This window comes from Paenibacillus sp. FJAT-27812 (assembly GCF_001273905.1).
In the GTDB taxonomy this organism is placed as follows: Bacteria; Bacillota; Bacilli; order Paenibacillales; family Paenibacillaceae; genus Pristimantibacillus.
Window position 1 is genome coordinate 6,571,598 of the sequence record NZ_LIGH01000001.1, and the last position, 21,779, is coordinate 6,593,376.

Here is a 21,779-nt window from a genome sequence, read left to right on the forward strand (position 1 = left end):
TTTAGACAATAAAGCACCCATCGCATGCGATGGGTGCTCTTTGTTATTATAGTTAGTTAGGTCGTGCGGAAAGTTTGCCGTAAGCCGGGTTCTGTACTTCTGGTGGTCCAAACGGGAACGACCCTCCCACGATGAAGCGACAATCATCTATCTAGGCCGCACATTGCTATACGGCTCCAGCAACCAACCCGGACGCGCCTCAGGCTAAGGCTGCAGCTTAGGGGCTGCGGCGTCCTCTCGGTCTTGCTCCAGATGGGGTTTACCAGGAACATAGTCACCTATGCTCCTCGTGGTCTCTTACACCACGGTTCCACCCTTACCTGTACCGGCTCTAAAGCCGGCCATCGGCGGTCCATTTCTGTGGCACTATCCTTCAGCTCGCGCTGACTGGACGTTATCCAGCATCCTGCCCTGCGGAGCCCGGACTTTCCTCTCGCGGCAACAAGGCCGCCAGCGATTGTCTGTCAAACTTTCCGTAGCGTCGATAAGTATACAAGATATTTCACAAAAGTTCAACCCTATAGTAAATGCCAACTTCGCCAAACGAACTTTAAATGATTTTATACAAAGGTAAAGGGCTCTGTATTCAGTGTTGAAGCGATCACTTCTGTTTCTGATTTGCTGCTCGCAAGCTGCTTGCTTAGCCAATCCGCAACCTGCTGCTTCATAACCTTCTCGATGTTATGGCCAGGATCAATAATAGTCATGCCTGCCGCAAGCGCGTCATGCGCCGTATGATAATCGATATCTCCGGTTATAAGCACATCCGCACCGGCAAAAACCGCATGCCGCACATACCGGGCGCCCGAGCCGCCAAGCACAGCAGCCTTCCGCACGACGCGGTCAAGCGGTCCGACGACGCGAACTGCCGGCACATCAAATATTTGCTTAGCCTGCTCAGCAAGCTCGCCAAGCGTCACAGGCTGCACAAGCTTGCCTGCTCGGCCTAGACCAAATGAGCGGCCTTTCAAATCAATTGGATAAAGATCATAAGCAACCTCTTCGTAAGGGTGCGCCTTCAGCATCGCTTGCACCGTTTTGCGGTGAACGCTGTAGGGAACGATCGTCTCAATTCGGATCTCATCAACCTGCTCCAGCTTGCCTTGCGCTCCGATAAAAGGCGTTGTGCCCGGCCCGGGAACAAATGTGCCAGTCCCTTTTATGTTAAAGCTGCAATTGCTGTAGTTGCCGATCTCGCCTGCGCCTGCGCGCCAAATCGCTTCCAGCACTTGCTCTTGATGGCTCTCCGGGACAAATACGACAAGCTTGTAAAGTTTATCCGTATGGACCTCCTCCAAGCATTGGCGCCCTTCTGGAACGATACCGATAAGATCAGCAAGCCAATCATTAATGCCTCCGTCCGCTACATCGAGATTCGTATGCGAAATGTAAACCGCAATGTCATTTTTGATAAGCTTCTCATATAAGCGTCCGGCAGCCGTCGACGTATCAAGCTTAGCCAGCGGGCGATAAATAATCGCATGATGCGCGATGATTAGCTCAGCGCCATGTTCAATCGCTTCATCTACGACAGCGTCGGTAACATCAAGCGCAACCAGAATCTTCGTAATCGGCTTATTTAATGTGCCGAGCTGAAGCCCTATTTTATCATTTTCAACCGCATAGTGCTTTGGAGCAAGCTGCTCCATCAGCTGAATTACGGTTTGACCGTGGGCAAACATAACAAAACCTCCTCAATCACATGCTTCTCCGCCAAAAATTGTTCACGCTTGCTAGCGGACTCCGGTAGCTCAGAGCCGGCAAGCTGCTCGCAAATGCGATCAAGCTTATTTAGCTCATGGCGCCACTTTTTGAACAGCTCCGGCTTTGGATCACGTAGCAAATACGGCCCCATTTGCTTCAATACTTTAAAAATCGTATCCGTCTCAAGGCTAAGCTTCAAGAAGCTTCCATCATACAGCTCGCTATTGCGACATTTGGCATCCGAAGCCCTGATCGCATGCATAACCTCATAGATTTTACCGTCTTCCTCAAGGATACTCTCCGCGGTTAACTGCCAGTCATGCAAAAGCAGCCATTCGCGCACCGCTTCCTCCCCAACGTTGGGCTGCAGCACTAGCTCCTTAACCCCTTCAAGCTTCCCTGCTGCCCGTCCAGCCTCGAGAATGGAGCTCATTAGGCTGCCGCCCATCCCGGCAATTGTGACGGTGTCAGCTTCGCCAGGCTGCAGCACGTTTAATCCATCGCCTTGGCGAACGGTTAGGCGGGCAGTTAAGCCGGCGTCAGCGCCTTGTTTTCTTGCAGCCTCGAAGGGACCAAGATTTAGTTCCCCTGCAATCGCAGAAGGACATTTATCGATTTGAAGCAAATAAACCGGAAGCATCGCATGATCGGAGCCGATGTCAGCGACACGCGAGCCTGTCGTTACATAATCCGCAATACGCTGCAGACGTCTTGAAAGTTTTAACATTATACAACCCACACCATCCATTTTTTTCGCATAGAAAATAATAATATCCCGCCGGCTGCAATTTTTATGATGAGCTGCAACTGCAGTAGAATAGCATCATCTACAAACATCATCGCATAAAGCTCCGGCATAAACCAAACGAGCGCACAAGTCAAGAATAGAACCGCGGACACCTGCTTCGACCACCGGTTGACAAACCAGCTGCTCCAGCCGAACAAACAAGCGATCGGAAGCCAGTAAAGCTGAACCTCATACCATTTGGAATGCTCCATGAATTGCGACAGCAGCCAAGCGTAAACGAGCAGAGCAGCCAGCCAGCCACACAGATGCAAAATGGGAATGCGCGCTGCAATGCCATAAATGACCCAAAAGAGCGAGCAGAAAGCAAGCAGCCCCGTTTTCCAGCCCCATTGATCCAGGCCGTGGACGTTCAGCATATACAATCCGCCGCCTAAAATCAAAAGCATGCCCGTGCTCGTTATGGCCAATCCAGCCGCTTCATTCCGCTTGCGAAGCCGTTGCCCAATCCTTAGAAAAACGCCCGCTCCGCCTATCACGACAGCCATTTGCAATAAAGGATGAAATTCGTTAAAATAAAGCACAACAAAGGAAATTAAGGTAAAAGTTCCAAATGTAAGCAGCCATTGCATGCCCGTTGCTCTTGAAACAGCAGCAATCGCTTTTCCTACTGTATGATGCTGTTCTTTGGTTGTATGGATCGTTTCTTGATCAGCATATAAATTCAGCAGAAAGTCACAATATTGATCCGGCAGCAGCTTGCTTCTCCGCCAGTGATCAATTTCTTTCACGATAATTTGCCGACGATCCTGATTCATAGAATCCCGCTATCCTTTCGGTCGACTTGCCTATCCACAAGTCCTTATGTATAAGGTCTGTTTCTTAGAAAAAAGACCTCGCTGCACGTGCAGAAAGGTCACTATTGTATAACATAAAGTTTTTATTCGAGAAAATCCTTCAAACGTTTGCTGCGGCTTGGATGGCGCAGCTTGCGCAAAGCTTTAGCTTCAATTTGACGGATACGCTCGCGCGTAACGCCAAACACTTTGCCAACCTCTTCAAGCGTTCTAGTGCGGCCGTCATCAAGACCAAAGCGAAGACGCAGTACATTTTCTTCTCTCTCGGTCAAGGTGTCAAGCACATCCTCTAGCTGCTCTTTAAGGAGCTCGTATGCAGCAGCATCAGCTGGAGCAAGCGCTTCTTGGTCTTCAATGAAATCTCCAAGATGAGAATCATCTTCTTCCCCAATCGGAGTTTCCAGCGATACCGGTTCTTGCGCGATTTTCATAATCTCGCGAACCTTCTCGGTGCTAAGCTCCATCTCAGCAGCAATTTCCTCTGGCGTCGGTTCGCGTCCAAGTTCTTGAAGCAATTGACGGGAAACCCGGATCAGCTTATTAATCGTCTCAACCATATGAACCGGAATCCGGATCGTACGTGCTTGGTCAGCAATCGCGCGAGTAATGGCTTGACGAATCCACCAAGTTGCGTACGTACTGAATTTAAAGCCCTTTTGGTGATCGAACTTCTCAACCGCTTTGATCAGACCCATGTTGCCTTCTTGAATCAAATCAAGGAACAACATGCCTCTGCCGACATAACGTTTTGCGATACTGACCACGAGGCGCAGGTTTGCTTCCGCAAGTCTCCGCTTTGCTTCTTCGTCGCCATTCTCAATCCGTTGTGCAAGCTCAACCTCATCATCCGCAGAAAGAAGTGGAACTCGGCCGATTTCTTTTAAGTACATCCGTACCGGATCATTAATTTTAATACCCGGTGGCAATGCAAGATCATCATCGAAATTGAAGTCGTCCTGCTCACGCTCTTGCTCTTCCCCTTGGGCTGCGAGTGGATTTTCTTCGTCGTTTTCGTTCAGTACCTCAATCCCAAAATCATCGAGCTGTTCGAAAAATTCATCAATTTGTTCAGGGTCTTGATCGAACGGAGCCAACTTATCCATAATTTCTTTATACGTCAAAGAAGATCTCTTTTTACCTTGTTCGATCAATTGATCCTTCACATGATCCAGTTTTTGTTCGGTATCTAGTTCAGTATGTTGATCATTCGCCATGTTCCGACTCCCTCCCCCCTAGAAACGATCTTCCTGTCGCCCTTTAAGCTGTCTCTCTAGGGTTATAATCTCACTTGCTATTTGTGCTGCTGCCAAAAAATCGCCGGTACGCTCAGCACGTACCATCTCTTCCTTTTTGCGCTCGATATCCCGATATTGCGGTACTTTGATAATATCCTGGATATAAGCGTCCATTGTTGTTTCGTCGAACGGGAAGTCACCGTCCATCATCAGAATAGATGCAGCTGCGCGTTCTAATCGATCGTCGTGCAGTGTTGCAATAAATCGGCTGACATCCGGATCGTAGCCCTGTGCAAAATAAGCGTATAAATAAGCAGCAAGCGCTGCATGATCCTCCACATTAAACGCATCGCCCAGCCGTTCATGTACCGATTGAGCCACTTCCCTATCCCGCATCATAACATGCAGCAACCTTCGTTCGGCATGAGTGTAAGCGGGCATAAGAGTGGGCGGTCCAGATTTTCTGGGCTTTTCATTCCTACCATTATTCCACGAATTGTCGTTATTATCCCCTTGCGGTTTCTTTTTTTGCAGCTCCTGTCTGATTTGGTGACAGTCCTGCTTCAAGGCGTCAAGGGAGATATCAAACTCGCGGGATATTTCTTTCAAGTAGACCTCGCGTTCTGTTGAAGAATCAAGCTCCGCAACAATTTGCACTGCTTCAAGCAGATAATTTTTTTTACCTTCTTCTTTTAGCAGTATATGGTTTTTCCTTGAATATATAAGCTTAAATTTTGTTACAGATACCGGTTGATCCATCGTTTCTCGCAAGAAAGCTTCCGGTCCATATTCGCTTATATAATCATCGGGATCCTTTCCTTTCGGAAGCATCGCCACCGATACTTTCAAGCCAGCGCTCTCTAGCATCGGAATTGATTTAAATGCTGCTGCTTGTCCTGCGTCATCTCCGTCATAGCATACGATAACCTCTTCAGCCTGCCGCTTAAGAATCGCGCAATGCTCATCGGTCAAAGCCGTGCCCATCGTTGCAATTCCGTTTTTTACGCCTGCACTCCATGATTTGATGACGTCCATGTAGCCTTCAAACAATACGACTTGCTTGCTTTTGCGGATGGCTGGCCGCGCATAATGCAAGTTGTATAGTGTCCTGCTCTTCGTAAAAAGCATCGTCTCCGAGGTATTCAAGTATTTCGGCTGTCCTTCGCCTATAATGCGACCCGCAAACGCGGTAGCTTTGCCGTCTCGATCCCATATCGGAAACATGATGCGATTGCGAAACCGATCCACATACCCGCTCCCGTCTGATTTAGCCGAAAGCAATCCGCCTTTTTCCATTAAAGCCAAATCAAAGCCGCGATTCGTTAGAAACCGAGCCAGCAAGTCCCACTCCTCAGGAGCATAACCGATCATGAAATGATCGATCAGCTTATCGGTGAGTCCGCGTTCCCGCAAATACTGCTTTGCAGCTTGTCCTTGCTTCGTATTATTGAGCACATGATGGTATAGCTTAATGGTCAGCTCATGCGCCTCAATGATCTTGGCTCGATCCGCATCATGCGGCGTCGATTTGCCCCCGTCGGGCGTTGCCCAAGTGACGGGCATTCCTGCGTCAGAAGCGAGCACGCGTACCGCCTCAGGAAATGAATAACCTTCCATTTCCTCAACAAAGCGAATGACGTTGCCGCCTTTGCCGCAGCCATAGCAATGGTAAATTTGGAGCTCCGGCGTAACCGTAAACGAGGGAGTCTTCTCCGAATGGAACGGACATAACCCCTTCATATATTTGCCGTGCTTCGTGAGATGAACATATTTCCCGACCGTCTCTACGATGTCATAATGCTTGCGTACCGCATCAATGACCTCTTCCGGTATTTTATTACCGTATGTCATCGTTCATCACCTTCATCCTAGTAACACGTAAATAATATTCGCTATACGTCATGGTTCTCCTGCTCATTTCGCAAAACTTTTGTCAACTTTTGTTGAAAACGATCACGATCGTCATTATTCATCGCTTTCGGTCCTCTTGTTTTGCCTCCGGTACGTCGACGTTTTGCAAGCTCATGTCTACGCTCCATCAAATAATCGATGTTTTCATCCGAGTATTGCTCTCCCCTAGGAGACAATACGATGGCGCCTTTGCCGATCGCTATGCATGCCAGTCCAAAATCCTGCGTTACGACGATATCTCCGCGAACGATATGGTTCACGATGTACAGATCAACGGATTGATTGCTTCGATCCACCTGGACGATTTCCACGCCAGGCTGCGGCTCAAGGCGATGATCATGAGAGGCGACCATCAGCACGCGAACCGAGAAACGTCTCGCCGTCTCGCCTATTTCATTTTTTACCGGACATGCATCCGCGTCGACCACAATAGTAGGTTGCATTAGTCGAATATGAGATCACCGCTCGAATTCAAATTCTTATCCTGTACTATTATATACGGCATAACTATAAAAAATCCTGCCTCCTGCCGTTAAGGCATTCTTACATATTCCATAATTAAGCTTGCCGTTTCTTCAACCGCCCGGTGAGATACGTCTATGACGACGCATCCGAGCTGCTTCATGATGGTATCGGCGTAATGAAGCTCCTTCTCTATACGGTCAGGAGTCGCATAGGATGCATTATTCGGCAAACCAAGTGCTTTGAGCCGTTCCTTACGAATCGTATTTAAATAAGGCACTCCAATTGTAAGCCCGATTATTTTGCGTTTTGGAAGCTTAAACAATTCGTCAGGCGGCTTTAGCTCCGGCACAAGCGGTACATTGGCAACTTTAAATTTTTGATGCGCCAGATACATGGACAAAGGTGTTTTTGAAGTGCGCGATACGCCTACAAGAACGATATCGGCTTTCAGAACACCGGATGTATCCCTTGCGTCATCGTATTTTACAGCAAATTCGACAGCCTCTACTTTTCTGAAGTAGTCCGCGTCAAGAACATGGTTAAGACCAGGCTCTTGACGGGATTTGCGCCCTGTTCGCTGCTCCAGCGTTTCGATAAAAGAGCCCAAAAGGTCGATGGCGACAACGGCGTAGGTTTCAGCCAGCTTCCGCATGCAGTCGCGAAGATGCGGAATAACTAGCGTATACAACACAATTGCATCGGCTTGCTTAGCCTGCTCTGCGATCCGCTGGAGGCTGGCTTCGTCCGTAATAAAAGGAGCTCTGCGGATATCTGTATTAATCGGATGAAACTGTGCAATCGCCGCGCGTACAACAAGCTCCCCTGTGTCTCCTGCGGCATCGGATACCACATATACGATCACTTCCGGATTAGAACGAGACATGATCCATCATCCTCCCTTACTGGGCCTATTACCAAACTAGCTTCGAGAAATCGGCAACAATCGCAATATCTTCAGCGATTCCTGCAAGCGTAGACAGACGGTTTGCGCGTACAGCTTCATCCGGCGCCATAACCATAACCTTCTCAAAATAAGTATGAATAAAAGGCTTCAGAGATGACAAGCTTTGAACGGCTTTTGCCATATCGCCGCTTTCAATCGCCGATCTAAATGCCGGCCGCTGCTGCAGCCATTTCTCATAAAGTTCTGTTTCTACCTGCTCTGCAAACAAAGCCGGATCAACCGTTGTGCCATCTGCTTTGGACCCCAGATTGCTGACGCGGTTAAACTGCTCAACCGACAGCTTGAACTCTGAACGGTCATCGCTGGCAGCCAGCGCTTGCACAACCGTAGCACGCTCGATTGTTGATTTCAGATCGGCAAAGCCCGAAGCCATAACCGCATCTATGACATCATAACGAACGCCTTGCTCAGACAATACGTTTTTAACACGAAGCGCGAAGAAATCGGAAAGATCCTTGCGAATTTCCGCAGCGTCGCGTTTTAGGCCGCGAGCTTCATGCACGGAAAGAGCCGCGTCATACAATTCGTTCAACTGCAGCTTGAGACCATGTGCCAAAATAATTTGCACGATGCCAGCCGCTTGTCTGCGGAGTGCGTAAGGATCTTGCGAGCCGGTCGGGATAATGCCGATCGAGAAGCAGCCTACGATCGTATCTATTTTGTCAGCTAAGCTTACGATTGCTCCCGTAATTTCAGATGGCGCTAGATCGCCCGCAAAACGTGGCTGATAATGCTCGTTAATCGCTTTCGCCACCGCTTTGCTCTCTCCTGCTTTCAGAGCATAATCCTCACCCATGATGCCTTGAAGCTCTGGGAATTCATATACCATTTGCGATACGAGATCGAATTTGCAAATATCGGCGGAGCGGCTAATCTCCTTCGTTACCTGCTCATCCAGCAGCAATTGCTTGCTAAGCAGATCGGAAGTAGCGCGAATCCGTCTTACTTTGTCAGCTACGCTGCCAAGCTCTTCATGGTACACGATATTTTCAAGCTTCGAGAGAGCATGCTCAATCGTAAGCTTATGATCTTCCTCATAGAAAAACTTCGCATCCGAAAGCCTTGCGCGAAGCACCTTCTCGTTACCTTTTGCAACAAGCTCAATCGATTTCAAATCGCCGTTGCGAACCGTTACGAAGAACGGCTGTAGCTGGCCTTCCCCATCAAATACCGGGAAATATCTTTGATGCTCGCGCATCGAAGTAATCAGCACTTCTTGCGGGATTTGAAGGAATGCCGGATCAAAGCCGCCAAACAAGACGTTTGGATATTCAACCAAAAACAGCACTTCTTCAAGCAAATCTTCCTTGATTGCAATCTCCCAGCCTTTTTCCTTCGCTAGGCGATCAATCTGTGCAACGATTAGCTGCTCACGCTCGCTAACGTCTGCGATAACATGCTGTTCGCGCAGCCGTTCCACGTATTCGGCAGGTGCCGACACAGTTGCTTCTTTTCCTAGGAAGCGATGTCCGCGCGATACGTTTCCTGTTTGGACGCCCGTAATTTCAAACGGAATCACATCTTGGCCAAATAGCGCAACCAACCAGCGGATTGGTCTTACGAAACGAAGCTCATAGCTTCCCCAGCGCATATTTTTCGGGAACGACATCGACGTAATAAGCGATAGCAAGCCCTCTGGCAATACGGCTGCTGTCTCTGCGCCGATGCTGCTCTTGTTGGCATATACATATTCAACGCCAGCAAGCTCTTGGAAATAAAGCTGTTCGGGCTCCACGCCTTGACTGCGTGCGAAGCCTAGCGCAGCTTTGCTCCAATTGCCTTGATCGTCTTGCGCGATTTTGCGCGAAGGACCTTTTGCTTCCTCATTCATGTCGGATTGCTTCTCAGCAACTTCCTGAATCAGAACCGCAATCCGGCGAGGAGTCGCGTATACGTTAACTTCGCCATGCTGAATGCGGGAATCCGCCAGCCATTTCACCATTTTATCCTTAAGCTGATTCATAGCGCCTCGAACAAAGCGAGCCGGTACTTCCTCTAGACCAATTTCAAGCAATAAATCTCTAGTCATGCTGCTCCACTCCTTTCTTCAGCAACGGGAATCCAAGACGTTCTCTTTCCTCAAAATAAGTCGATGCGCAAGCGCGCGCTAGATTTCTAACCCTTGTAATGTAGCCTGTTCTTTCCGTTACGCTGATCGCGCCGCGAGCGTCAAGCAGGTTGAACGTATGCGAGCATTTCAACACATAGTCGTAAGCCGGGAACACAAGATGATGCTCCATCGTTTTTTTGGCTTCTTCCTCGTACATGTTGAACAAGGAGAACAGCATTGCTGTATCTGAAGTCTCAAACGTATATTTGGAATGCTCGTATTCTGGCTGCTTGAAGACGTCTCCGTACGTTACGCCCTCTACCCATTCCAGATCGAATACATTCTCTTTTTGTTGGATGTAAGAAGCAAGACGCTCCATACCGTAAGTGATCTCTACTGCAACCGGATTAGCGTCAATGCCGCCAACCTGTTGGAAGTATGTGAATTGCGTAATTTCCATGCCATCAAGCCATACTTCCCAGCCAAGGCCCCAAGCGCCAAGCGTTGGCGACTCCCAGTTATCCTCAACGAAGCGGATATCATGGTCATTTGCATCGATGCCAAGCTGCTTCAAGCTCTCTAGATAAAGCTCTTGAATGTTGTCTGGCGACGGCTTCAAAATAACTTGGAACTGATGATGCTGGTAAAGACGGTTCGGATTCTCGCCATAACGGCCATCTGCCGGACGGCGGGAAGGCTCCACATAAGCTACATTCCATGGCTCAGGACCAATGGAACGCAGGAAGGTCATCGGGTTCATCGTTCCCGCACCCTTCTCCACGTCATAAGGCTGCACTAGTATACAGTTTTGCTCGGCCCAGAATTGCTGCAGCGTCAAAATCATTTTTTGAAAATTCATTACTGACCCTCTCCTTTTTCCTCTGTTTTCGTCCTGTTCCGGACATTTTCTGGCAAAGGCGAAGACATGCAAAAAACTCCCGTCTCTACGCCTGCTGCCAGACGTAGGGACGAGAGTTATAATCCCGCGGTTCCACCCTACTTGGTTAGCTCGCTTTCGAGCAAACCCTCTTTGTTCGATACGACTCCGGAGTGCCCGTTCACCGCTTTGTCCAACTGGGCTTTCACTATTCCCAGCTCGCTAATCTTGTCGACACGAAACGATTACTTTCTCCATCATTGCCCAATATTTATATTGCACTATTTTATGCTTCTTTAGCGCAATTGTCAAACAAGGAATTCAAACAACGTCACCCAAAGATTAGTGGCCGCGAATCTCTTCAGCAGGAATCGCTTTGCCGGTACGGTTACCGATAATATCCTTCATGCCTGCGTTACCCATCATAAGCACACAAACCAAGGCTAGACCTGCGGGAACGATCGACCACAGAAACGTTACCGACACCGATTCGGACAGAGCCGCAACGATTTTCTCCATAATTGGCGCCGGAATTTCCGCACGCTTCTCAGGCGATAGCAGCTCGCGGGCATTTTCCGTCATCGGGCCGGCGCCTTCGCTTCCAGCAAAAGCATCGGCCATGCCGCTCGTAAAATGATTCCGCTGAATGATGCCAAATATCGTAATGCCGACTGTCATTCCAAGCGAGCGAACGAACGACATCGTGGAAGTGGCGCTTCCCCGCTGTCTCATATCGAAGCCGTGAATCGACGACATGCCAAGAACCGAGAAGGAGAAACCGATTCCGAAGCCTGTCAGGAACATATACACAGACAACATAAAGCGTGTCGTGTCCGGCGTAATCGTAGAAAGCAGTACAATGCCCGCGATGAAGATGACAGCGGATAACATCATTACGTTCCGGTACTGCATTTTGTTAGCCAGCACGCCGCCCAGCTGTGCTGCGATAACGGAGCCAAGCGTCATAGGCAGCAAAGTTAAGCCTGCGCTAACCGCTGTTCCGCCAAAAACACCCTGCACGAACATCGGAATGTACAAAGCTGCTGTAATAAACGCCGCGCCATAAAATAAGCCGGCACCCGTGCTTGAAGCAAACAGACGCTGCTTAAACATGTTGAATGATATAATTGGCTCGGCTGCTCTCGTTTCCACGAATAAGAAAATGCCAAGCAGTACGGCAAATCCGGCAAACAAGCCAATAATTTGCGCAGAATCCCAAGCGAATTCCGAACCCCCAAGCTCAAGGGCGAACATGAGACAGACAATTGACCCAACAAGCGTCGCAGCGCCCCACCAATCGATTCTTTGTTTGGAATGGGAATGCGATTCCTTATAGTAAATAACGATGAAAGCAAGAGCGACAAGCCCAATCGGTACGTTGATATAAAAAATCCAGCGCCAATTGATGTATTCCGTTAAGTATGCCCCTGCTAGCGGTCCGAACAAGCTTGAAGTGCCAAATACGGCTCCGAACAAGCCGCCCATTTTTCCGCGCTTCTCTGGAGGAAAAATATCAAAAACAATAGCAAAAGCAATTGGCATCATAGCGCCGCCGCCTATACCTTGGATAGCGCGGTAAATGGTCAATTGAGTAATCGATTCCGCCGTGCCGCAAAGCACCGATCCAAGTAAAAACAATGAAATGCCTAATACGAAAAAACGTTTTCTTCCGTACATATCCGACAGCTTTCCGAAAATAGGCATACCCGCCATTTCCGTTACGAGATATGCGGATGTAACCCATACATATTTGTCCAAACCGCCTAGATCGGACACGATGGTAGCCATGGCGGTTGACACGATCGTGTTATCGATCGATGCGACCAATATGCCAAGTAAAAGCCCGGCAACAACGAATCCCAGCCTATTTTGCCTTGCTGACATCAGGTGAATCCCTCCAATTAAATACTAGTCTCAAACGACATCATCTAGCATAAATCAATCGCTCCATTCATGTAAACATGCAAAAGTAGGAGCATGGTCTACGACCTCAGATGTAGAAAAAAACCATATTAATCCATAACAGCTTACATCAGCTTATCAAGCTGATCGAGGAAGTTACGTGATTTCAGCTGGAGACCTAGATGCGTATCCATTAGCTTGCGCATCGCAATTTTAAGCTCTGCTTTGGTCTCGGGTTTAACTTGGATCGAGCCAAGCCTTCTCATATCCATTCTGCGAAACAATCGAAGCAGCTTGTATGCGCCTTCTCCAAGCAGCACCGCATGCGGGTCTTTGCCGGAGCATCGCGTACATAGAATGCCTCCCATATAGGGAGAGAGCTTAAAGGGTCCGACGACATTGCCGCAGCTTACGCATTCATCTAACGCCGGCGCATAGCCAGACAGGTCCAAAATTCGCATTTCGTATAGATGGGTGACAATTTGAGGATCTTTCCCCTCTTGGAAAGCCGAAAGACAAGCCTTAAGCTGCTCAAAATGAAAACCTGTGGCCTCGTCGTCCTGCAAGGAGCGGTCTGTCAGCTCCGCTACATAAGAGGAATATGCCGCCAAATCAAGCTTTTCACGCAAAACATGGTGAGATTCAATGATCTCACCATGATTAAGCGTGCCGAGTCCGCTTGTGCGGAAATAAGCGAACTCTCCATATGTAAACGGCTGGGCGAGTGAAGAATGTTTGCTCTTCACCTTCTTCGCGCCGCGGATGAGAACACCCGCTTTGCCGTTTGTCTTCGTGAGCAGTGTAACAATTTTGTTGCCTTCCCCATAGTCCATGCTTCGAATGACAATTCCCTCGACACGATACAGCATATTGCAAACTCTCCCCTGAAAGCAAAAACGTGAGATTCGCCGTCCCATGGCGGCGAACCTCCGCTTAGCGGTTAAAAACAAGCATTGCATATTGGATCCAAATTATGCCCGCTTATCTTTTCAAACCTTCTATACCTGATCATTCGATTCAATAATACCTTTGATCCATTAGCCTGATGTATCTTCTAATTCCATCATGGCAAGCTCGTCTTGATCAACAGCTAACGCATTGGAGTCATCGGACCCAAATTGATTGATTTCCTTGTAAAGCATGAAGGACTCGACATCCCCGGTCAACGTAAAATACTTCCACGAAAAATTTCGCATACGTATTCATCCCTTTCCGTCCCAAGAAATGCTGCTCCAGACGGTAATAGGATGCGATAATCCGCTTCAATCTATCCTTAACAAAAAACGTCAATTCATGTTAATCGTGGCGATAACCAAGATCCTTCAATACGCGTTCCTGGTTGCGCCAGTCCTTCTTCACTTTCACCCACAGCTCAAGGTAAATGCGTGAGCCGAGAAGCGCTTCGATATCCTTGCGCGCCTGTTTTCCGACTTCCTTGAGCAGTTCGCCTTTTTTGCCGATAATGATTCCTTTTTGGGAGTCGCGTTCGACAAATATAACCGCTCCGATATAAACGACGCCATTTTCCTTCACGCGCATATCCTCGATCGTAACCGCAATGGAATGAGGAATTTCTTCTCGCGTCATATGCAAAATTTTCTCGCGAATCAGCTCCGAGCAAACAAATTGCTCAGGGTGATCCGTAATTTGATCCGCGGGATAATATTGCGGACCTTCCGGCAAATAACGAGACAGCTGCTCGAGCAACGTTTCTACGTTATTTCCTTTGAGCGCTGAGATCGGAATGATCTCCGCAAAATCATGAAGCTCGTTATATTGCGTAATCATCGGCAGAAGCTGCTCCGGCTCTACCTTATCGATCTTGTTCATAACAAGAAAAACAGGCGTTTTTACTTTTTTGAGCTGCTCGATAATGAAGCGGTCGCCGCCGCCAAGTCCTTCGGCTGCGTCGATCAAAAATAGCGCCGCCTCAACCTCTCGAAGCGCGCTTTCAGCCGTTTGCATCATGTAGTTTCCAAGCTTTGATTGCGGCTTGTGAATGCCCGGCGTATCCAGAAATACGATTTGTGTATCGTTCGTTGTGTAGACGCCGTGGATTTTGTTCCGTGTCGTCTGTGGCTTGTCCGACATAATGGCAATTTTCTGGCCGATTAGATGATTCATCAGCGTCGATTTGCCGACATTCGGTCTGCCTATAATAGCGACGAAGCCGGATCTGAATTTTTTGTTGTCACGCTCATTTGATGTTGTTCGATTCATATGTTTAATTAACGCTCCCTATTATCTACTAGTGAAGCCGGCGTGAAAGCTCCCGGCAATATTTCTGATACGGTCGATATCGTCCATTGACCGTTTAAATTCCCCATGATAACGGGCATGTCTGGCGCACAGAGCTCCACCAACACTTGACGGCAAACGCCGCATGGCGCGATTGGTCCATCCGTGTCTCCCATTACGGCAATTGCCTGAAATTGGCCTGGGCGCTTTCCATCTGCGATTGCGCGATGCAAAGCTGTGCGCTCCGCGCAATTGGTAGGGCTATACGCCGCATTTTCCACATTACAGCCGTAATGGACATGTCCCTCATCATCGAGCAGCGCTGCGCCTACTTGGAAATTGGAGTAAGGCACGTATGCACGAGACATCGCTTCCTTCGCTGCAAGCAGCAGCTCCGTGTACGGCTCCGATAACCCTTCGTATACCATTCTGACCATCCCCCTCATTTTATTCCAGCTTATTTCACCATTAAATGCCATAAGGGCGGCCCAAGGATGAGCAGCCCTATTATAGCAGAGATCGCTGCCGCAACTAACACGGCTCCCGCCGCAACATCCTTCGCTACTTTAGCTATCGGATGAATGTCCGGGCTAGCCAGATTAACTGCTTGTTCAACTGCCGTATTGATCATTTCCGCACTTATGACAACGGCGATAGCGAGCAAAATAATCGCCCATTCCAGCGGCTCAAGCGATACGATTAGCCCTAAAAGGCATGCCGCCAAGCCAGCAACGGCATGAAACCGCATATGGCTTTGCGTTCGTAGCGCGAAGCCGATCCCGGATATCGCAACAGCGAAGCTATGAATAAACTTACTCATTACCGGGAAAGGCCAGCTTTCTGCAAAATCGCTTCCTGCTTCGCGGTCATTTCTGCTTCCGTTGCATCGTCTTGATGGTCATAGCCGATGAGATGCAGAAAACCATGGACAAACAAAAAGCCGATTTCTCGCTCCAAAGAATGGCCATACTCCTCACTTTGTGCCTGTGCCGTATCGACACTGATAATAATGTCGCCAAGCATTCCGGAAATCGGATCAACCTCGTCCTCGCTCTCTACTTCGAAGATGATGTCAAGCTCTTCCACGCCATCTTCTTGCATGGCAAACGACAAGACATCCGTAGGGCGATCAATGCCACGGTATTCGCGGTTAAGCTGATGAATTTCCTCATCGTTCGTGAACGTCAGCGATACCTCGCCGCCCGTAATGCCTTCCGCTTCGCCTGCAAGCTGCAACAGCTGTTCTAATTTTGTAATCCACTGCTCAGGTATTTCTAATTTATCCTGCTCGTTGCTCCAACCTAGCTGCAAGCTCATGCCAAGCGCTCCTTTGTTTTCACGTCATCTGGATATTCAATACGCGAATGGAAAATGCCAATTACGCTTTCTTTAAGCGACTGCGCAATTTTGTCAAGCTCCTTCAACGTCAAATCACATTCATTATACTGATTATCATCCAGCCTGCTTTTAATAATTTTGTGGATCATCGCCTCTACCTGCTCCACAGTTGGATTGCGCAAGCTGCGCACCGCCGCCTCCACGCAATCGGCAATGCCGACGACTGCCGCTTCCTTCGATTGCGCCTTCGGACCAGGATAACGGAAATCATCCTCCGTAAACGCGGGCTCCACTCCCTGCTCCTCCGCCTGTTTAACCGCTTTGTAATAAAAGAACTTCAGCGAGGTTGACCCATGATGCTGCTCGGCGATATCCCGGATCGGCTTAGGGATGTTATGCCCTTTGAGCATGTCCACACCATCTCTTGCATGCGCAACAATGATCGATTTGCTAAGCTTTGGATCGATCGTGTCGTGAGGATTTTCAATATTCGTCTGATTCTCGATAAAATAATTCGGCCGTTTCGTCTTCCCGATATCATGGTAAAACGAACCCACGCGGCACAGCAAGCCATCTGCCCCAATTGCTTCGGCCGCCGCTTCCGATAAATTGCCGACCATTACGCTGTGATGATACGTGCCCGGCGTTTCCGTCAGCAGCTTGCGAAGCAGCGGATGGTTCGGATTCGACAGCTCCACAAGCTTGAGCGCCGACAAAATGCCAAACGTTATTTCAAAGAAAGGCATTAGGCCGATAACCAGAACCGCCGTTATTAGTCCGCTTCCGAAAGCAAATGCGACCGAATAAATGAACGGCATGCGATCCATCTGCTCGGACAGCAGCAAAACCGTAATGACGGAAAAGGAGCCGAACAAGCTCACCATAATACCTGCCTTCAAAATGGTAGACCGCTGGCTCGCCCTGTGTATCGAGAAAATAGCGGCAAACGAAACGACAATAATGACAAAGCCGTACTGGAAATCGAAAATTTGGTTCTGGCTGGTATTTAATATAATACTTCCCATAATCGCAAATAATATCGAACTGATCATCGCTAAATGCATATCAAGGAGCAGCGTAATCAGCATCGTTCCAAGCGCGGCAGGTGCCAAATAGCCCGCATACGGCGCGGCATCAGTCTGCGTCAATGAAACAATCTGGATTGTGATCACATTTATTAGGAAGATGAGCCACAACATAAGCAGCGACGCATTGTTATATTTCGGCTTTATGCCGTTGATGCTTCCGGATTGATGCAAATAAGCATAAATCACAACGATGAACATCAAGGACATAATCAACAGCCCCAGCTGCGGCCAATAGTTCTTCTTATCCTGCAGCAGCGAGGAATCTACCAGCAGCTTGTACAAATCAGGCGTTATCGTCTGGCCGCGCTTGACGATCAGATCCCCTTCTTTAATGACGACAGGCGGCGTATTTTGCTTCGCCTGCACTTTAGCCTCATCCGTTGCCGCTTTGTCCAAAAACTTGTTTGGCATAATCGCGAATCTTGCCAGCTCCTGCACGATTTCTCTGCTTGTCCGGCTAGATAACGAGCTTGCGTTTACGAGCTCAGCGACTTGTGTTCTTGCAGTCTCCGCCTCGCGAAGCTGCTCGCCTGACAGCTTACGCACAATATCCCGAGCTACTTTGCGCATCTCGGTTAAGGTTTCGGAAGTTAAGTTCGGCATCTTGTAGAACGTTTCTTCCGGAATCGTATATTGCTGCTCTTTCGTAATGACCGACATTTCTTCCAGCAGCGTATCGTTGTAAGTGCCTTTGCCCTTGTTAAGCTTCACAAAATTATCAACGAATTCCGAATAACGACCTGGAATTTCATTTCGGTAAATATCGATTTTATTTTGAACGGTCACTTGGTCATCCAAATTCAACTGCTCAATCCGAACAAAGATTTGCTCAACCAGCGCCTCGTTTCGTACCGGCACGATCGAATAAATAACGTCGATCTTGTCAGCGGCATCCTCTTCCGCCTGCCTTGTCGCCTTCTCGTCTTTTATTTGGAAGGGCGCTTTAATATCCTTCTCGCTTACAGCGCCCTCCTCAATATCATAGGTTTCGGGAACGAGATGCGGAGCCAAGCTGAAATAGAATAGCAGCACAAACATAAACATCAGCACCCAGCGAACGGCTGTGCTTTGCTTCCAGCCCGCCGTTTTAGACGGCCGCAAGCTCTCCTGTTTTCCGGTCTGGTTTTGGTTCATGCAGCAGACATTCCTTTCTAGGCTTTGTTTTCAGCATCCCAGTTGTAGGCTACAATTATTTTTTGCACTAACGAGTGACGCACGACATCCTGCTCAGAGAAAAGGATAATGCCTATTTCCTCTATGTTTTTCAAAATACGCTGCGCTTCGATTAAGCCCGAATTTTTGCCCCGCGGCAAATCGATTTGCGTAACGTCCCCTGTAATTACCATTTTCGACCCGAAGCCAAGCCTTGTCAAAAACATCTTCATTTGCTCCGGTGTTGTATTTTGCGCTTCATCCAAAATAATAAAGGCATCGTCGAGCGTACGCCCCCGCATGTATGCAAGAGGCGCGATTTCGATCATGCCGCGCTCAATCGCTTTGACTGTTTGATCTGGGCCCATCACATCATGCAAAGCATCGTATAGCGGACGAAGGTATGGATCTACCTTTTCCTGCAGGTCGCCAGGCAAAAATCCGAGATTTTCTCCCGCTTCGACAGCAGGCCTTGTCAGTACGATTCGCTTCACAGAGCCTTCCTTAAGCGCTGCTACAGCTAATACGACGGCAAGATAGGTTTTGCCCGTTCCCGCGGGACCAATCCCGAATACGATATCCCGTTTGCGGATGGTCTTCACATAATGGCGCTGCCCAATCGTCTTCACACGAATCGGCTTGCCGCGGTACGTCGTCGTAATTTCTTTCTTAAACAAGTCTAACAGCTCTTCTGCTTGCATTGACCTTGCGAGTTCAAGCGCGTATGCTACATCTCTCTCGGAAGGCTGATAGCCCCCGCGTACGAGCTGTATGAGCACATTGTAAAGCTGTTCTAGCGAATCAACCTCTTCAGATGGACCTGAAATGACAATTTCCGCTTCACGTGATGTAACCGATGATTCAACCTGCGATTGAATAAGCCGCAAGTAATTGTCTTGGGGTCCGAATACAGCCAGTCCCTCCGCTGCGTTGCCTAGAGGTATTTTTACTACTTTCGTCTCAATTTGCAACAATCCTCATTCTCCCTGCATCTGGACTAGTGGCATTTCCTTAACGATAGATTGCTCGACCTCAAAAAGAACTTTCATATAAACTTTACCATTGTCCGCCTTTTCATGCAAAACAATTTCATCTCGGATGACCGCATCGCTTCCTGCTTTTATGAGCACATCGGCTTTTGCCTGCAGGATGCCGGCGCTCTTCGCCTCTTCTTCCGTCAGCGTCCTCTCCTCCATGCGCGTCTCCATAATCGTTTCCTTCATGCGGCCGATCGGAAGCGACCAATTGCGCCATGCCGCCTTCTCCTCATGGCGTATCGCCTCAGAATCGCTGAAGGGATTATCGCCATAGCCGCTTACTTGGAGGGCGCGCGAGCCTATTACCGCAAACCATTTTGTCTTCTTTTCGCCTGTGTATACTTTAACATGCTGAACCATGGGCGAGGCGATTTCAAACTCGTACCAGACGAGGCCTCTTACTTTGCCTTTGGCAACGATCGTTCGCGAATACTCTTCTCCGCCAATGGTTCCGGAGATCAGCGTCTGCCCTTGCTTCACCTTCGTATTTTTTCTGACTACGGGCCTGCCCGCCTCCGCGATAATTTCTGTCACGACAGCGTCTGCCGATGCTACGAGATGACGCGGCGTTTGCAAAGAAGCCAGCTTCGGGATCGTAGCTTCCACCACTTGAATAATAACCTTCGTGCCCTTCTTCTCTACGCCAACCCATGTTGAGCCCGGAAGCTTGCGCACAAGCTGCTTGGACAAAACATCGGCATCGGCAAGGCGAAACGACCACTGCATCGGATATAATCCCTCCTGCTTTGCGGCGAGACGGATTTGATCCTCGGTCAGCTTTACATTGCCTTGCACCTCAACGCTCCACACCAAGGACGAAAGCATGAATATGATTGCAAAAAACAAAACGATACCGGCTGCAAATAGTTTTCTGCGCTCCGCTTTCACGAGCAGAAACGGCAGCCCTTTGCGCTTAGTGACATGCGCCCGGCAGCCTGTCTCCTTTAAATACGGGCGAAGACCAAAAAAGTCGCTAACCGAGATCTCGAACTCGAGCAAGCCGCTGCTTGTCCATCTAATGGAAGACAGCTGCAAGCCGCCGGAGAGCGCACGGTTGACGAGCAGCTCCGGTTGTCCTCCCCTTATGTGAACGGTAACCATTCCCTTTAACCAATCGGCACCTTGTCCGCTCATTCCGTTCGCCTCCGATACATTATTTTTTTGCAAAACAAGCTTGCTTTCATCTATTTTAGGGTATCAGTTGAATGTTAGTGATTTGACCCTCTACAAACACTTCTTCCGTCCATATGGTGCGGATGACGAGCGAGGTGCCCGTAACCTCCAGCTCTCCTTTGCTTAGCGCGAGCCGCAAGCGTTCGCTCGAGAAATGAACGACTCCCCGATGGTTTTCGATATATAACTGGCAATCGCCGATCATCGTTAGACGCGGCAAATCAAAGACGACATCATGCGGCATATCCAATAGCTCTGCTGTCACTTTGCGAAATTTCTTTTTTATACGGCGCATGGAAGAATCTTTGCCTCCTTCTAGGTTCGTTGAGCAAACCTGCTATGTAAGCAAGCATAAGCTAAGCCTTGCCAGAGCAAAGCAAAGGAGTGGCGGTTTTCATGTACTGTACCAAAATATGCGAGAGTTAACGTTTTTATGAGATGAATCTCCCACATAAAGCTTATGCGCCTTGGAAAACAAAAAAACCGCCGGAGCGGTATGCTCAGGCGGTTCATTCATTATTTTCGATACGGTCTCTTGGACCGGGGCGGACCCAAAATTTCAGCCCATATGACCGCGTTGCGCAGATCGTCAGCTTGCACAGTTGTTCGAGCAGCGCTCTGACCAGCTGATTTGCGCTCTGCTGTAGCCTGGGCCAATGCTTTGCTTGCCGATGCCCGCTCAAGCGAACGCTGCAGAGACGCGATCTGAGACGTTCCTGCGGCCTCGTCTGTTTCTCTAGCTAATTGCGATGGATAAGCTGAACGCTGACGCTGCGGATCAGAATCAGTCCGGTAAACGGGCTGTCCCTCCGTATGCTCCTGCTGGGGCGGATCTAGGCTTGGTTCCCGTTCGCTTTGCGGAAACAAGGTTCGAGGCAGCCCTCCTCCGCCAAAGTCCGGCATTTGCCTTGGCTTCTTCTTCGAGCTTGCTTTGCCAAATAGCGAAGCAAGCGCTCCGAAAATTATGACAACGATAAAGATGTTATTCATCAGAAACTCAATAATTTTCAAAATGCCTTCACCTCCAAGGCTCGGTCACGCTA

Annotated in this window: 21 protein-coding genes and 1 other RNA gene; all 22 read right to left on the minus strand. The window is 48.8% G+C overall.

All coding sequences use genetic code 11. The features are described from left to right. Nucleotides 1-65: 65 nt before the first annotated feature. Nucleotides 66-473, minus strand: an RNA gene (gene rnpB, locus ADU23_RS31655) — RNase P RNA component class A. An 87-nt stretch (nucleotides 474-560) separates the two neighbouring features. Further along, entirely contained in the window at nucleotides 561-1,682 is a 1,122-nt protein-coding gene (locus tag ADU23_RS28205; RefSeq protein WP_053376803.1) for a Nif3-like dinuclear metal center hexameric protein, read from the minus strand. Next, the gene (locus ADU23_RS28210; protein ID WP_053376804.1) at nucleotides 1,658-2,431 is read right to left on the minus strand and encodes a tRNA (adenine(22)-N(1))-methyltransferase; all 774 of its coding nucleotides are present in this window, start codon (nucleotides 2,429-2,431) and stop codon (nucleotides 1,658-1,660) included. The genes ADU23_RS28205 and ADU23_RS28210 overlap by 25 nt, the downstream gene beginning before the upstream one ends. Next, nucleotides 2,431-3,267, minus strand: coding sequence for a hypothetical protein (locus tag ADU23_RS28215; protein ID WP_053376805.1), 837 nt, complete (start codon nucleotides 3,265-3,267; stop codon nucleotides 2,431-2,433). The genes ADU23_RS28210 and ADU23_RS28215 overlap by 1 nt, the downstream gene beginning before the upstream one ends. Nucleotides 3,268-3,389: 122 nt before the next feature. After that, nucleotides 3,390-4,520 (minus strand): RNA polymerase sigma factor RpoD, encoded by a 1,131-nt coding sequence (gene rpoD, locus ADU23_RS28220; protein ID WP_053376806.1) that lies wholly within the window; start codon nucleotides 4,518-4,520, stop codon nucleotides 3,390-3,392. 18 nt (nucleotides 4,521-4,538) lie between these two features. Next, nucleotides 4,539-6,392, minus strand: a complete 1,854-nt coding sequence (dnaG, locus tag ADU23_RS28225; RefSeq protein WP_053376807.1) for a DNA primase — start codon at nucleotides 6,390-6,392, stop codon at nucleotides 4,539-4,541. Between the two features lie 41 nt (nucleotides 6,393-6,433). Further along, nucleotides 6,434-6,895 (minus strand): YaiI/YqxD family protein, encoded by a 462-nt coding sequence (locus ADU23_RS28230; protein ID WP_053376808.1) that lies wholly within the window; start codon nucleotides 6,893-6,895, stop codon nucleotides 6,434-6,436. Between the two features lie 89 nt (nucleotides 6,896-6,984). Further along, nucleotides 6,985-7,800, minus strand: coding sequence for a pyruvate, water dikinase regulatory protein (locus ADU23_RS28235; RefSeq protein WP_053376809.1), 816 nt, complete (start codon nucleotides 7,798-7,800; stop codon nucleotides 6,985-6,987). Nucleotides 7,801-7,828: 28 nt separating this feature from the next. Then, the gene (gene glyS / locus ADU23_RS28240; RefSeq protein WP_053376810.1) at nucleotides 7,829-9,910 is read right to left on the minus strand and encodes a glycine--tRNA ligase subunit beta; all 2,082 of its coding nucleotides are present in this window, start codon (nucleotides 9,908-9,910) and stop codon (nucleotides 7,829-7,831) included. Further along, nucleotides 9,903-10,790, minus strand: a complete 888-nt coding sequence (gene glyQ / locus ADU23_RS28245; protein WP_053376811.1) for a glycine--tRNA ligase subunit alpha — start codon at nucleotides 10,788-10,790, stop codon at nucleotides 9,903-9,905. Before glyQ ends, glyS begins: the two co-directional genes overlap by 8 nt. Before the next feature lie 360 nt (nucleotides 10,791-11,150). Further along, nucleotides 11,151-12,692, minus strand: a complete 1,542-nt coding sequence (locus tag ADU23_RS28250) for an MDR family MFS transporter (RefSeq protein ID WP_053376812.1) — start codon at nucleotides 12,690-12,692, stop codon at nucleotides 11,151-11,153. 143 nt (nucleotides 12,693-12,835) lie between these two features. After that, a complete protein-coding gene (recO, locus tag ADU23_RS28255; protein ID WP_053376813.1) occupies nucleotides 12,836-13,579 on the minus strand; it encodes a DNA repair protein RecO in 744 nt (247 codons plus the stop codon). A 168-nt stretch (nucleotides 13,580-13,747) separates the two neighbouring features. Then, entirely contained in the window at nucleotides 13,748-13,906 is a 159-nt protein-coding gene (locus ADU23_RS32510; protein ID WP_082311236.1) for a YqzL family protein, read from the minus strand. A gap of 100 nt (nucleotides 13,907-14,006) precedes the next feature. Continuing rightward, on the minus strand, nucleotides 14,007-14,930 hold the full coding sequence (era, locus tag ADU23_RS28260; protein WP_053376814.1) for a GTPase Era: 924 nt from the start codon (nucleotides 14,928-14,930) through the stop codon (nucleotides 14,007-14,009). Between the two features lie 8 nt (nucleotides 14,931-14,938). Next, entirely contained in the window at nucleotides 14,939-15,376 is a 438-nt protein-coding gene (gene cdd, locus ADU23_RS28265) for a cytidine deaminase (RefSeq protein WP_053376815.1), read from the minus strand. A gap of 29 nt (nucleotides 15,377-15,405) precedes the next feature. Further along, nucleotides 15,406-15,768 (minus strand): diacylglycerol kinase family protein, encoded by a 363-nt coding sequence (locus ADU23_RS28270; protein WP_053376816.1) that lies wholly within the window; start codon nucleotides 15,766-15,768, stop codon nucleotides 15,406-15,408. Next, nucleotides 15,768-16,265 carry an rRNA maturation RNase YbeY gene (gene ybeY / locus ADU23_RS28275; protein WP_053376817.1) on the minus strand — a complete coding sequence of 166 codons (498 nt, stop codon included), beginning with the start codon at nucleotides 16,263-16,265 and terminating at the stop codon, nucleotides 15,768-15,770. The genes ADU23_RS28270 and ybeY overlap by 1 nt, the downstream gene beginning before the upstream one ends. Then, on the minus strand, nucleotides 16,262-18,508 hold the full coding sequence (locus tag ADU23_RS28280) for an HD family phosphohydrolase (protein WP_053376818.1): 2,247 nt from the start codon (nucleotides 18,506-18,508) through the stop codon (nucleotides 16,262-16,264). Before ADU23_RS28280 ends, ybeY begins: the two co-directional genes overlap by 4 nt. Nucleotides 18,509-18,525: 17 nt before the next feature. Beyond that, nucleotides 18,526-19,497: a PhoH family protein gene (locus tag ADU23_RS28285; RefSeq protein ID WP_053377870.1), complete on the minus strand. Its 972-nt coding sequence runs from the start codon at nucleotides 19,495-19,497 to the stop codon at nucleotides 18,526-18,528. Nucleotides 19,498-19,503: 6 nt separating this feature from the next. Then, nucleotides 19,504-20,697, minus strand: coding sequence for a sporulation protein YqfD (gene yqfD, locus ADU23_RS28290; protein WP_053376819.1), 1,194 nt, complete (start codon nucleotides 20,695-20,697; stop codon nucleotides 19,504-19,506). 55 nt (nucleotides 20,698-20,752) lie between these two features. After that, nucleotides 20,753-21,031 carry a sporulation protein YqfC gene (gene yqfC / locus ADU23_RS28295; RefSeq protein ID WP_053376820.1) on the minus strand — a complete coding sequence of 93 codons (279 nt, stop codon included), beginning with the start codon at nucleotides 21,029-21,031 and terminating at the stop codon, nucleotides 20,753-20,755. Between the two features lie 221 nt (nucleotides 21,032-21,252). Further along, on the minus strand, nucleotides 21,253-21,747 hold the full coding sequence (locus tag ADU23_RS28300; protein WP_053376821.1) for a hypothetical protein: 495 nt from the start codon (nucleotides 21,745-21,747) through the stop codon (nucleotides 21,253-21,255). Nucleotides 21,748-21,779: the final 32 nt, after the last annotated feature.

Bases quoted from the DNA above. Each gene is read 5' to 3' on its own strand.
- ADU23_RS28205 (WP_053376803.1), bottom strand. From the start codon at position 1,682: ATGTTTGCCCACGGTCAAACCGTAATTCAGCTGATGGAGCAGCTTGCT.
- ADU23_RS28210 (WP_053376804.1), bottom strand. From the start codon at position 2,431: ATGTTAAAACTTTCAAGACGTCTGCAGCGTATTGCGGATTATGTAACG.
- ADU23_RS28215 (WP_053376805.1), bottom strand. From the start codon at position 3,267: ATGAATCAGGATCGTCGGCAAATTATCGTGAAAGAAATTGATCACTGG.
- rpoD (WP_053376806.1), bottom strand. From the start codon at position 4,520: ATGGCGAATGATCAACATACTGAACTAGATACCGAACAAAAACTGGAT.
- dnaG (WP_053376807.1), bottom strand. From the start codon at position 6,392: ATGACATACGGTAATAAAATACCGGAAGAGGTCATTGATGCGGTACGC.
- ADU23_RS28230 (WP_053376808.1), bottom strand. From the start codon at position 6,895: ATGCAACCTACTATTGTGGTCGACGCGGATGCATGTCCGGTAAAAAAT.
- ADU23_RS28235 (WP_053376809.1), bottom strand. From the start codon at position 7,800: ATGTCTCGTTCTAATCCGGAAGTGATCGTATATGTGGTATCCGATGCC.
- glyS (WP_053376810.1), bottom strand. From the start codon at position 9,910: ATGACTAGAGATTTATTGCTTGAAATTGGTCTAGAGGAAGTACCGGCT.
- glyQ (WP_053376811.1), bottom strand. From the start codon at position 10,790: ATGAATTTTCAAAAAATGATTTTGACGCTGCAGCAATTCTGGGCCGAG.
- ADU23_RS28250 (WP_053376812.1), bottom strand. From the start codon at position 12,692: ATGTCAGCAAGGCAAAATAGGCTGGGATTCGTTGTTGCCGGGCTTTTA.
- recO (WP_053376813.1), bottom strand. From the start codon at position 13,579: ATGCTGTATCGTGTCGAGGGAATTGTCATTCGAAGCATGGACTATGGG.
- ADU23_RS32510 (WP_082311236.1), bottom strand. From the start codon at position 13,906: ATGCGAAATTTTTCGTGGAAGTATTTTACGTTGACCGGGGATGTCGAG.
- era (WP_053376814.1), bottom strand. From the start codon at position 14,930: ATGAATCGAACAACATCAAATGAGCGTGACAACAAAAAATTCAGATCC.
- cdd (WP_053376815.1), bottom strand. From the start codon at position 15,376: ATGGTATACGAAGGGTTATCGGAGCCGTACACGGAGCTGCTGCTTGCA.
- ADU23_RS28270 (WP_053376816.1), bottom strand. From the start codon at position 15,768: ATGAGTAAGTTTATTCATAGCTTCGCTGTTGCGATATCCGGGATCGGC.
- ybeY (WP_053376817.1), bottom strand. From the start codon at position 16,265: ATGAGCTTGCAGCTAGGTTGGAGCAACGAGCAGGATAAATTAGAAATA.
- ADU23_RS28280 (WP_053376818.1), bottom strand. From the start codon at position 18,508: ATGAACCAAAACCAGACCGGAAAACAGGAGAGCTTGCGGCCGTCTAAA.
- yqfD (WP_053376819.1), bottom strand. From the start codon at position 20,697: ATGAGCGGACAAGGTGCCGATTGGTTAAAGGGAATGGTTACCGTTCAC.
- yqfC (WP_053376820.1), bottom strand. From the start codon at position 21,031: ATGCGCCGTATAAAAAAGAAATTTCGCAAAGTGACAGCAGAGCTATTG.